The 13041-nt window shown below is 26.3% G+C and carries 7 protein-coding genes and 1 pseudogene; 4 read left to right on the top strand and 4 right to left on the bottom strand.

The annotated features are described in order from the left end of the window. The first annotated feature begins 659 nt into the window (after nt 1–659). Nucleotides 660–3086, top strand: coding sequence for a glycerol-3-phosphate 1-O-acyltransferase PlsB (gene plsB, locus FD727_RS02855; protein WP_159938653.1), 2427 nt, complete (start codon nt 660–662; stop codon nt 3084–3086). A gap of 737 nt (nt 3087–3823) precedes the next feature. Here plsB and rpoH read toward each other — a convergent pair. Together rpoH and ftsY are read right to left on the bottom strand one after the other, a co-directional pair. Then, complete coding sequence (gene rpoH, locus FD727_RS02850; protein ID WP_159938652.1) at nt 3824–4681, bottom strand: RNA polymerase sigma factor RpoH; 858 nt, start codon at nt 4679–4681, stop codon at nt 3824–3826. Between the two features lie 648 nt (nt 4682–5329). Further along, nucleotides 5330–6241: pseudogene (ftsY, locus tag FD727_RS02845) on the bottom strand (signal recognition particle-docking protein FtsY); the annotation flags it as partial. 436 nt (nt 6242–6677) lie between these two features. Between ftsY and rsmD the strand changes: the two are divergent. Further along, nucleotides 6678–7265: a 16S rRNA (guanine(966)-N(2))-methyltransferase RsmD gene (gene rsmD, locus FD727_RS02840; RefSeq protein WP_159938657.1), complete on the top strand. Its 588-nt coding sequence runs from the start codon at nt 6678–6680 to the stop codon at nt 7263–7265. Between the two features lie 116 nt (nt 7266–7381). On the opposite strand, the gene asd is transcribed toward rsmD, so the two are convergent. Continuing rightward, nucleotides 7382–8491, bottom strand: a complete 1110-nt coding sequence (asd, locus tag FD727_RS02835) for an aspartate-semialdehyde dehydrogenase (RefSeq protein ID WP_159938650.1) — start codon at nt 8489–8491, stop codon at nt 7382–7384. Nucleotides 8492–8677: 186 nt separating this feature from the next. On the opposite strand from asd, the gene FD727_RS02830 reads away from it, so the two are divergent. After that, complete coding sequence (locus tag FD727_RS02830; RefSeq protein ID WP_159938649.1) at nt 8678–9271, top strand: YhgN family NAAT transporter; 594 nt, start codon at nt 8678–8680, stop codon at nt 9269–9271. Between the two features lie 218 nt (nt 9272–9489). Here the strand turns inward: FD727_RS02830 and lysC are convergent, their stop codons facing one another. After that, nucleotides 9490–10845 (bottom strand): lysine-sensitive aspartokinase 3, encoded by a 1356-nt coding sequence (gene lysC, locus FD727_RS02825; RefSeq protein WP_159938648.1) that lies wholly within the window; start codon nt 10843–10845, stop codon nt 9490–9492. 485 nt (nt 10846–11330) lie between these two features. On the opposite strand from lysC, the gene pgi reads away from it, so the two are divergent. Further along, complete coding sequence (gene pgi, locus FD727_RS02820) at nt 11331–12983, top strand: glucose-6-phosphate isomerase (protein WP_159938647.1); 1653 nt, start codon at nt 11331–11333, stop codon at nt 12981–12983. The last annotated feature ends 58 nt before the right edge of the window (nt 12984–13041 follow it).

Raw genomic sequence — 13041 nt, 5'->3', positions numbered from 1 at the left:
AAGAACTAAAAAATTAATCTTTATTACTTAATTATGGTAACTAGTAACATTGACTTAACCCTACACAAAATTTACAATAAAATAAATACAACTGCATTATTATTGAGTAGGATATTATAAATTAACGCTATAATAAAAATTATATGGTTATTGACACAATCTTTGAATAACAAATGATTTTTGTAAAAAAATATAAACATAACTTTTGGTAAATTTAGCATTAATTGTTTAATATTTTTTAAAAGAGTAATAAGTAAATAAAGTTGTTATAATAACATCACATAAGAAAAATAGAAAAAAGGAATATCAACAAATATTAATTTATATTTATATATATGTATCTTATTTTATAAGAAATAAAAATTTTATGTAACTTTAATATCAGCATTATGATAATTTATATAGAATTACGTGAATGTTAATAAAAAATATTACTTACTATTTATCCAATATTTAAAATTTTATAAACTTAATTTTTTGTATTTAACTTAATAATTATAGTTAATTGCCACTATATTAATAATATAGTGTATTATAATTATAATAAATAGAACTATCTATATTTAGATTTTAGTATATTAATTAATAATAATCTATATAACATAGAGATTATTATTAAATGTTTTAAAACAAAAAATAAAAGAGGATTAAATTCATCTATGTCAGATAGCTTTAAATTCAATGTCAAATTATTGAACTTTCTACTTTCTTTTTTAATAAAAAGTAAAGTTATTCCAGTTAATCCTATTTTAGAATATAAAATAGATCTAAACCATCCTATATTATATATATTACCTCATGATTCTAAAGTGGAACTGTTAACTTTAAGAAAAGAATGTTTAAAATATGGCTTACCAGACCCACTATCAAAGTTATTAATTAATGGTATATATTTGCCTCAACATATTTCTATATGTAATGATATATATACATCCTCTCATTTTGTATTAAATCCAATATCAATAAAAATATTTTATAAATATCTAGATTTTTACAATAAAAATCCGCAATTTGACATACAGATATTACCAATTTTAATTATGTTTGGTCGTGCTCCACAATATGAAATTAAAAGAAAATATCTCTCACATTTTAATATATTAAAGATAATAAAAAATATTTTTTCTATTTTATGGTATGGTCGTGATACGTTCATATACTTTTCATCTAAAATTTCGCTACAACAAATAATAAATTGTTATGGTGCTGATAACAGAAAGCTTATTGCAAATAAATTAGCAAAGTTAACATATATTCAGTTCTATTTACAAAAATTAGCAGCAATTGGACCAAATTTAACTAAAAGGCATAAAATTTTTAGCAATTTAATTAAGTATAAAGTAATTAAAAAATTAATAGATGATGAAGTGAAAAATAAAAAAATTTCATATAGAAAAGTAAAAAAAAACGCTATTAAAATTATGAAAGAAATTACTACAAATTATTCATACGAAACAATACGCATTGTGGATCGTATAATGAGATGTATGTGGAATAGACTTTATCAAGGTATAAATATTCATGGTATCGCACAAGTACGTCAATTATCACAATATGGACATAAAATAATTTATATACCTTGCCATCGTAGTCATATGGACTATTTATTGCTTTCTTATGTATTATACAATCAAGGATTGGTATCTCCATATATTATTGCCGGTGTAAATTTAAATTTTTGGCCTATAGGTCCAATTTTTTGTCGTTTAGGAGCTTTTTTTATTCGTCGTACTTTTAAAAAAGACAAGCTGTATTTTACTATATTTCGTGAATATTTTAAAGAATTATGTAATAAAGGTTATTCAATACAATACTTTATTGAAGGTGGTCGTTCACGTACTGGAAGATTAGTAGACATAAAGACTGGTATTTTATCAATGGTCGTACAAAATCTATTGCGTTATCCTGCAAACTCTATTGTCTTAGTGCCTATTTATATTGGTTACGAACATGTAATAGAAGTTAGCAGTTATGTTAAAGAACTACGTGAAGGATACAAACAAAAAGAAGGTCTTATCCAAATGATCCTCGGTTTATTTAAGTTAAGAAATCTTGGTCAAGGATATGTTAATTTTGGTAAACCATTATTCTTAACTAATTTTTTAAACAAAAAAATTCCAACATGGCATGAGATTAGTATCGATACTAAACCTTATCGTCCACGATGGATATCTACTATTGTCTCAGATATTGCCAATCAATTAATGATACGTATTAATGAAGCTGGTGCAACTAATGCCATAAGTTTATGTGCTACTGCATTACTTGGTGCAACTAATTATTCTCTCACTCGTCAACAATTGATTGAACAATTAAAATGTTATACCCAATTATTAATTAATGTACCCTATTCATCCAATTCTACATCTGTAGATATGGATGCTGAATTACTTTTAAAGCATGCTATCAGCATGAATAAGTTTAAAATTGAAAAAAATAATAATATTGGTGATATAATCAGATTATCGCATAAACAAGCTATTTTAATGACTTATTATCGAAATAACATTAATCATATGCTAGTAATGCCAGCATTAATAGCTGCTATGGTACAACAATATCGTACAATTAGCATAAATGAATTATTACGGCAAATATATTTAATATATCCAATGTTGAAACAAGAGCTATTTTTAACCTGGAATAAATCTGAGATTCCATTGATAGTAAATAAGCTATCTAAAGAAATGGTACGTCAAAATCTTTTTTTTATAAAAAATGATGAATTGAAAATCAATATAAATCGTTATATTACATTGAAAATACTAGCTTCTAGTATTCTTGAAAACTTACAAAGACTTGCAATTATTTTTAATATTCTTAATGTTGATCCTAATATCAACCGATCTGCTTTAGACACTAAAAGTCGTATATTAGCGCAGTACTTTAGTGCATTATGCAGCATAAATGCACCAGAATTTTTTGATAAATCATTATTTAATATGTTATTATTAACAATTCAGAATGAAGGTTATATTAATAATAATAATAATATACAAGCCATTAGAACAATATGTCAAATTTTAGAAGTACTTTTAACTCCTGATGTATGTATTACTATTCGAAATTTAATGGATTTTTTATAACTAATTTAATAAAAATAAAATTAATATAATGTTATATACTTTAATTTTTCTATAAGAAATACAAAAATTATTCATTTAAAATTTAACAAATATACTTATATTTTATCATTTATAATATGTAATTTAATTTTTATATAAATAATCACAAACACACAATTTCTATTTAATTTTAAAATTAAGATTTAGAACATAAGAAATTAATAAAAATACAATTTTATACTATAAACATACCGTTACTAATTATTGCTAACTTTTAGTTATATATTTTGAACAATTAGAACTGAAATATCATTCACTCAACAACTAAATTTAATAAAAATGTAGTTATTTACATTAGATGTAAGATATCATATTGAATACTAAGTTAATTAGATATTATTAACATAATTATCTTGGATATAAAACTAGTGATATTTAAAAATCAAATAATAAATATGATTAATTTAATTATTTAATAAAATAAAATTAAATAATTAATTTATAAAAAATTATAAATTTTATTATATATAAATAATACTATTACATTTAATATGTTTCTTATATTATATATTTCAAGCAAAAAATATGACGTCTTTCAGATTTATTTAAAATTTTAAACATAAAATTTACTATATTTATGTTTATTTATTTTATTAATTATATTAAAATAGGTAGAGTAACGAGCTAGCATGATCAAATTAACAACTTAAAATTTGAAATAAATCGATTTTTGACCATGCTTATCTTTAATATTGACATTAGTCCTCAATTGCTATACGAAGTTTCTTCATGGCATTTTTCTCCAATTGTCGTACTCGTTCAGCAGAGACCCCATATCTATTTGCTAATTCTTGTAAAGTAGTTTTGTTTTCATCATCTAACCAACGAGATTGAATAATATATCGACTACGTTCATCAAGACTTAACATAGCATCATTAAGTTTATCAGAAGCGTGTGTATCCCAGTTGTCTTCTTCAATGCTTCCAGCAAAATTAGAAGTTTTATCCTGAAGATAAAGCACTGGTGCTATTATTTTACCTTCACTAGCTTCTTCATCAGAAGATATATCAAACATTATATCTTGTGCAGCCATACGAGATTCCATTTCTCTTACATCTTTACTAGTAACTCCTAATTCACGAGCTACCATTTCTACTTCATCCTGATTAAACCATCCTAAGCGTTTTTTAGTTTTACGTAAGTTAAAAAACAATTTACGCTGTGCTTTAGTTGTAGCTACCTTAACAATACGCCAATTACGTAGGACATATTCATGAATCTCAGCTTTAATCCAATGGACTGCAAAAGATACTAAACGTACACCAATTTCATGATTAAAACGACGTACTGCTTTCATTAAACCTATATTTCCTTCCTGTATTAAATCTGCTTGCGGTAAACCATATCCAGAATAATTACGAGCAATATGAACAACAAAACGTAAGTGAGATAGAATTAACGTTTTAGCTGCATCCAAATCACCTTTGTAATGCAGCCGCTCAGCTAGTGCTTTTTCTTCTTGTGCCGTTAATATAGGCCAATTATTAGCAGCCCGGATGTAAGCATCTAGGTTACCCATAGGAGCAATTGCTAAAGTTTGCATTTCTTCAGTCATTCAAATCCTCACAAATTTGACTAAATTACTGTATATTTTATTACATTATTAACTATATATTTAAAATACTAAAATATATTTTATAATACGGTAAATTATTAATTATTTATATTTTAATTTCTAAACTACTTACTTTAAGTAAGTAGTTTAGAAATTAAATACAATAAACCCTATTATCATAAATAATAAGATGGATTAATATAACCTTGGTTCATTTATACTATATCTCTTATGTTTACTAAATATAGTATTGTACCAACTTATTTTACGAGGGATTATTAAATAGCTCAACTAAAACCTATCATTTATTTATACTCTGAACTTTTACTATATAATTAAATTAGTTGATTGGATAAATTGATTACATCAAATTGATGATGAATTATTTAAATTGTAATTTTGCTAATTTATTCTGTATATTTCATAATATAATTATGAGATGATTCATCATGAATGATTAAATATCATTTATAATTATAACATATTAATATTAATTACTATGTTAAATAATTAATATTATATATAATTGAATTATAAGGTTACGAATATATAATTGTTGCTATTAACATGTTAATAATCAATTGATTATCAGATATTTATCTAATCAATTAAATTAAATTCCTTAATTAACTACCTTAGTCATTAATTTTATATAAATAGCGCATTGATAAAATCAATAGCTTTAAATCTTCGTAAATCCTCAATATCTTCACCAATACTAATATAGCGAATTGGTATGCTAAACTGATTGGCAATTGAAAAGATTATACCTCCTTTTGCTGTCCCGTCTAATTTAGTTAATGTAATGCTATCTAACCCTATTATTTCATGGAATAATTTAACTTGACTAAGTGCATTTTGTCCAGTGGTCGCATCAAGAACGAGCATTATTTCATGTGGTGCATATACATCTAATTTTTTTATTACACGGACAATCTTTTTTAATTCTTCCATGAGATATAATTTATTTTGCAATCTACCCGCTGTATCAGCGATCAATATATCGGTACTATGTAACTTAGCAGTTTGCATTGCTTCAAAAATCACTGATGCAGAGTCCATACGAGTATGTTTAGGTGTAACTACCAAAATATTATTACGTTGGCCCCATGTTTGTAATTGTTCTACTGCAGCTGCTCGAAAAGTATCTCCAGCAGCTAAAATAACAGATTTACCTTCTTTTTGATATTGGAATGCTAATTTACCGATAGTAGTTGTTTTACCTGCTCCATTCACACCTATAATTAATATTAAAAATGGGACTTTATTCTTAATTTTTAAAGGAACATCAACTTTATTTAAAATAGTCATCATTTCAATTTTTAATAAATCATATAAAGCTTTTGCATCATTTAACTGATTATAATTAGCTTGTTGGATAAGTTTAGAAATAATATATTGGGTAGTTTTTACACCTACATCAGCGGTTAATAATCGATTTTCTAATTCTTCAAATATATCATCATTTATTTTTTTTCCATACAATAAATGGACAAAACTTACTCCTAAATTTTCACGTGTTTTGATTAAACTTTGTTTTAAACGACTAAAAAATCCTTTTTCATCAGAATTCTTCTCGATCATTGGCATAGAACTTCCGATAATAAATTATTGATAGTTTTAAATTAGTATTAATATAGTATTTATTACTAATATTTCATTTTTATTTCTATTATTAAATGTCTTTACATTTATATATGATTTAAATATTATAGAGGTATAATTCAATCTTTTTAAAGATTAGGTTTTCTTATAGAATTGTTAATTATAATTCTAGATTGATATATCATATTTCTTTCAAAATTTTTATAAGTAAATATATAAGCATATATCAGAAAAGATTTTGATATATGCTATTTTTATGTAACAAATTAAAGTTCGTTAGAATTAATTATATGATCATTAATGAATTAGATTTAATCTATTAGAGCAAATAAGGTTTTATTTATTTTCAGTTAATTTTTATATATTTTTAATATTTATAGCATTATCAATGATGATAAAACATTACCATCGTAATAATCATAATAATACTGGGTATGTACGTTTAATTAGTGGTCAATGGCGAAAATATCAATTGCCAGTGTTAGATGTAAAACATCTAAGGCCAACAACTGATCGCATACGAGAAACCTTATTTAATTGGCTAAATCCTTATATTCAAAAAACTCACTGTCTTGATTGTTTTGCTGGCAGTGGAGCTTTGGGTATGGAAGCATTATCTCGTTATGCTGAATCTGTTACCTTATTAGAACTAAGACATATTGTAGTAAAGCAATTATTACAAAATTTAAAAAACTTAAATACTACTAGAGGTAATGTAGTTCAAACCAATACTCTAGAATGGTTAAAGCAACCAGGTATACCATTTGATGTAGTGTTTGTTGATCCACCTTTTAATAATAAAGCAATTTTAGTACAAACTTTAAAGTTATTAGAACAAAAAAATTGGTTATCAGATAACGCTCTTATTTATGTTGAAAGTGAATTAAAAAGTGGTATACCAATAGTACCTCAAAATTGGATTTGTTATCGTGAAAAAATCGCTGGACAAGTATCTTATCGTTTATATAAACGTCAATAGATCATCATATCTCTTTTATAATATTTTAATATACATGATTTATTGATAATCATTTATCAATATTATTTTTAATCAATAATATTATATATTAATCAGAATATAAATCTAGATAATTATTAATTTATTAATAATTTTATCATACGACGTAATGGTTCAGCTGCTCCCCACAATAATTGATCACCAACAGCAAAAGCAGAAAGATACTTAGGACCCATATTTAATTTACGAAGACGACCAACTGGAGTGATTAATGTACCAGTTACAGCTGCCGGAGTAAGTTCACGCATTGTGATTTCAGGATCATTAGGCACTATCTTGACCCATTTATTGTGTAAACCTAATAATTCTTTTATTTGATTTAGAGATATATTTTTTCTTAATTTTATCATAAATGCTTGGCTATGACAACGTAACGTACCTATGCGTACACATACCCCATCAACTAATATGGTTTTATCAGTTGATAGTATTTTATTTGTTTCAGCTTGACCTTTCCATTCTTCTCGACTCTGACCATTATTCATTTGTTTATCTATCCAGGGTATTAAATTGCCTGCTAATGGAACACCAAAATTATCAGTTGGCAGATTTCCTGAACGAGTAAAGTCCGTAAGATTACGTTCAATATCTAAAATTGCTGACGCTGAATCTTGTAATAATGTTTTTACGTTAGCATGTAGCATACCCATTTGTATTAGCAATTCACGCATATGACGAGAACCACTACCAGATGCTGCTTGATAAGTAGCGACTGATATCCAGTCTATTAACTCATAAGCAAATAAACCGCCTAGTGACATTAACATTAGACTAACTGTACAATTACCACCTACAAAAGTTTTTATTCCTTTATCAAGAGCTTGCTTAATAATATGGTAGTTAACTGGATCAAGAATAATGACTGTATCATTTCTCATACGTAATGTAGATGCAGCATCAATCCAATAACCTTGCCATCCAGTAGCACGTAATTTTTCATAAATTTTACTTGTATAATCCCCACCATGACATGTGATGATTATATCCATAGCAGTTAATAAATCAATATCAAAAGCATTTTGCAATGTACCTGATAATTTTCCACCAAAACTTGGAGCAACTTGTCCTAATTGTGATGTTGAAAAGAAAATAGGATTGATATTATCAAAATCATGTTCTTCATTCATGCGTGACATTAGTACAGAACCAACCATGCCACGCCAACCGATAAAGCCTACATTTTTCATGTTTTTTCCATCTTAAATACCCTAAAAAATTATAGGAGGTGTAATAAAAACAGTTGAATTTATATTCATAATAATCAAATTATTCCACAAGTTTCAACTGTATGAAAATAGCGGATATCTATTGAAAAGATTAATTCAATCACGCTAAGTTTTAAGATTACAACTAATAAAGGATATTGACTACAAATGAATGAAACTATATCTGCAACAATATTATTAATTTTAATTATGGATCCGTTGGGTAATTTACCAATATTTATGTCAATTTTAAAACATTTAGAAGCTAAACGACGTTGTGTAATACTTATACGTGAAATGTTCATAGCATTAATTTTAATGTTGTTATTTTTATATGCTGGAGAATATGTTTTATCTTTTTTAAATTTACGAACAGAAACTGTATCAACTTCTGGAGGTGTTATATTATTTTTGATTGCTATAAGCATGATTTTTCCTTCCAATAAAGCTAATACCAATAATTTACCAGTAGGAGACGAACCATTTATAGTACCATTAGCTATTCCATTAGTAGCTGGTCCTTCATTATTAGCTACTCTTATGTTACTATCTCATCAATATCCTCATCAAATGCATAATCTAATATATGCTCTTTTTATTGCTTGGGTTGTAACAGTTATAATTCTTTTATTATCAGGTATATTTTTACGTATATTAGGAGATAAAGGTATTAATGCACTAGAGCGTTTGATGGGTTTAATTTTGATTATGTTAGCAACACAAATGTTTTTAGATGGTATGCGTGTCTATATAAAATTATAAAAATGATAGTATTTATAAATCGTAAAATTAATTTACTGTATTTTATATCACTTAAGTAGCCAATGAACAAACTTATTGTATTTTAATCTTTGGCTACCTGAGTAATATAATAAAATTACTAGTTTTATATTGTTAAATAAATGATTAAATTAATTAATATATAAATTATCTTATATATTAAAATAAGTATTTTTAAAAGATATACATTTTAAAAATACTTAAGAACCGAATAATTTTTTATGTAGAGAACGTACTACTTCTTCTGCACTATCAGTAGAAACTAAAATACAAAGATTATAATTACTTGCACCATAACAAATCATCCGAAAATTAAATGAATCTAATGCATCAAACACTATTTTTCCAACACCACAAGCTTTTGATAGATTATTACCAATAATTGCAACTAATGCTAAATTTTCTTCGATTTCAATACGACATAATAATGAAAGATCATTTAATAAAACTTTACTCAATAATTTTTTTCCACTACAAGTCGAATATGTAGCATCTAATGTTAGAGCTACGCTCATATCACATGTTGTAATAAGATCAACTGAAATATTATGTTGTGCTAATATATTAAAAATTCTTGCAAGAAAACTTTGTGTATCCATCATATTAAGACTATGAAGTGTAACTAGTACTTGCCCACGTCTTAATGTTAATGCACGAAATAATGGAGGATTTTTAATGATATTACATACACGCGTACCACCAGAATTTAAGTTCTTACCTGAACCAACGAAAACTGGGATTGCACTGCGAACTGCAGGTAATAATGCTGCAGGATGTAATACTTTTGCACCAAAATTTGCCATTTCTGCTGCCTCATTAAAGGTCATTTCTTCAATAAGTTTAGCTTCAGGTACAATGCGTGGATCAGTAGTATAGATACCAGCTACGTCTGTCCAAATATCTACACGTATAGCTTGAAGTGCTTCTCCCAATAAAGCTGCTGTATAATCGCTACCTCCTCTACCTAAAGTAGTCGTACGGCCTTTGCTTTCAATACCAATAAAACCTTGCGTTACTACTAATGTTTCTTGTAGCAAAGGTTGCAGCAATATATTTGCTTGTCTTTTTAATTCAATAATGTTTGGTTCAGCATTCCCAAACCGATCAGTAGTGCGCATTACTTGGCGTACATCAAACCATGTAGCATTAATTTGCCTTTCACGTAAAATTTCCACGAATAACATTGTTGACATCAATTCGCCATGACTAATTAATTCATCTGTTAAAACACAAGATTTTGTAAGCACAGCTGTGTTAGACAACATAATTATATTATTTAACATGTTATCGATTTTATGTTGAATATTTTTTGATGATAAAAGACGTTCAATGATAGCATATTGAACACGACGAATCTCAGATAACATATAATCACGTTGTACTTGTTCTTGGCCTTCAGAAAGAGATATCAATAAATTTGTTATTCCAGCAGATGCAGAAAGTACTATTAAACGTACATTTTTATCAGCTAAAAGAATATCGGCACTGCAGTTCATGGAATCAAAATCAGCAACGCTAGTCCCACCAAATTTAGCTACAATTAAGGTTTGAGACATGTAACAGACCTCATATTAAATATATTCTTGCATTTGTCATGAGAACAAAACAGAATAAAAAAAATTAGTTTTCTTAATCTCAAAATTCTATTTATCTGTCAATACCTAAAAATCATTTTTTCTAAAGAAAGTGAATATTTTATAATATATATTTTATCCATATGTTAATAAAAATATGGCTGTTAGTATTTATTTTAAAAATAGATTATATACCTAATAAAATATTAATTAATTATTGTGATATTAATATGTTATATAACATGATTGTAGATTTTAAAGTTTCGACTCTAGTTAATTTTATTAATAAAATTAACTATATAAATAAGAATTATTTATATTTAAAAATTCATTTTGACTTAAAAGATGTAAATATATTAAAATGTAAGATATTACAACATCTATACTTATTAAAGTTATAATATAATAATATATTATATTAGTATATATAAATACAACAGTTTTTTATTTAAATGAGCATCTATTGTATGAAAAATATAAATCCAACTCAAACCACGGCTTGGAAAGTGCTAGAACAACATTTTAATCAAATAAAATTAATACATATGGCAGACTTATTTAATAAAGATGATGATCGTTTTAAAAAATTTTCTATTAATTTTCAGAATGAAATTCTAGTAGATTTCTCTAAAAACCGTATTACAGAGGATACATTAAATAAATTACAAAATTTAGCTCAAGAAACTGATCTAGTAAATGCGATTGACTGTATGTTTAATGGAAAAAAAATAAATAAAACTGAAAATCGTGCTGTATTACATATTGCTCTTCGCAATTGCAGCAATAGACCTATTCTGATTGATGGAAAAAACATTATGTTGGAGGTAAACAATGTTCTAGATAAAATGAAAGATTTTTCAGAAAAAATCATTAACGGTCACTGGAAAGGTTATACTGGTAAAAAAATTACTGATATCGTTAATATTGGAATCGGTGGTTCTAACCTCGGACCATTAATGGTAACAGAAGCATTACGTCCATATAAAAATCATCTTAATATACACTTTGTTTCTAATATAGATAGCACACATATTACAGAAACATTAAAAAATCTCAATCAAGAAACTACTTTTTTTATTATATCTTCAAAAACTTTTACGACACAAGAAACTATAACTAATGCTTATAGTGCACGTAATTGGTTTATGAAAATTGCAAATAATTATAAATATATTACAAAACATTTTGCAGCAGTTTCAACTAATATTAAAGCTATCCATGAATTTGGTATTGATAATACCAATGTATTTAGAATGTGGGATTGGGTAGGTGGTCGATATTCATTATGGTCATCAGTTGGTTTATCAATTATGATATCTATTGGATATGACAACTTTAAGCAATTACTACATGGTGCATATGCTATGGATAGACACTTTTGTACATCTGCGATGAATAAAAATATTCCAATAATATTAGCATTAATAGGGATATGGTATAATAATTTTTTTGGTACAGAGACTGAAGCTATTTTACCATACGATCAATATATGCATTATTTTCCAGCATATCTACAACAATGTAATATGGAATCTAATGGTAAATATATAGATCGCAATGGCAAAATTATAAATTATCAAACTGGTCCTATCATATGGGGAGAACCTGGCACTAATGGACAACATTCATTTTATCAATTACTTCATCAAGGGACTAAATTAGTTCCATGCGACTTTATTGCTCCAGCTAACAATCATAATATATTATTTGATCACCATATAAAATTATTGTCTAATTTTTTCGCTCAAACTCAAGCCTTAGCATTTGGTAAATCACGTGAATTAGTGGAAAAAGAATTTTGTGCTGACAACCATCAATTTAATAAATTTATGGATCATCATACTATTCCTTTTAGAGTTTTCGAAGGTAATCGGCCAAGTAATTCTATTTTATTACGTAAAATCAACCCATTTAATCTGGGTGCATTAATTGCAATGTATGAACACAAGATCTTTACACAAGGTGTAATTTTAAATATTTTTACTTTTGATCAATGGGGAGTAGAATTAGGAAAAGAATTAGCTAATCATATTTTATCAGAATTAAATAATAGTTCCGATACTGAAAATCATGATAGCTCAACTAATGGATTAATTAATTGTTATAAATCTTGGCGTTAAAGTTATATATAGGGTTATTTCTTTACTAAAAGAAAACCTAATTATCTATCCATATATA

Source organism: Pantoea sp. Mhis (assembly GCF_009830015.1).
The sequence above is the reverse complement of the archived record's forward strand: the minus strand, read 5'-3'. Positions and strand labels throughout refer to the sequence as shown.

Coding starts and splice junctions, on each gene's coding strand:
- rpoH (WP_159938652.1), bottom strand. CDS start 4,681: ATGACTGAAGAAATGCAAACTTTAGCAATTGCTCCTATGGGTAACCTA.
- plsB (WP_159938653.1), top strand. CDS start 660: ATGTCAGATAGCTTTAAATTCAATGTCAAATTATTGAACTTTCTACTT.
- FD727_RS02830 (WP_159938649.1), top strand. CDS start 8,678: ATGAATGAAACTATATCTGCAACAATATTATTAATTTTAATTATGGAT.
- pgi (WP_159938647.1), top strand. CDS start 11,331: ATGAAAAATATAAATCCAACTCAAACCACGGCTTGGAAAGTGCTAGAA.
- asd (WP_159938650.1), bottom strand. CDS start 8,491: ATGAAAAATGTAGGCTTTATCGGTTGGCGTGGCATGGTTGGTTCTGTA.
- rsmD (WP_159938657.1), top strand. CDS start 6,678: ATGATAAAACATTACCATCGTAATAATCATAATAATACTGGGTATGTA.
- lysC (WP_159938648.1), bottom strand. CDS start 10,845: ATGTCTCAAACCTTAATTGTAGCTAAATTTGGTGGGACTAGCGTTGCT.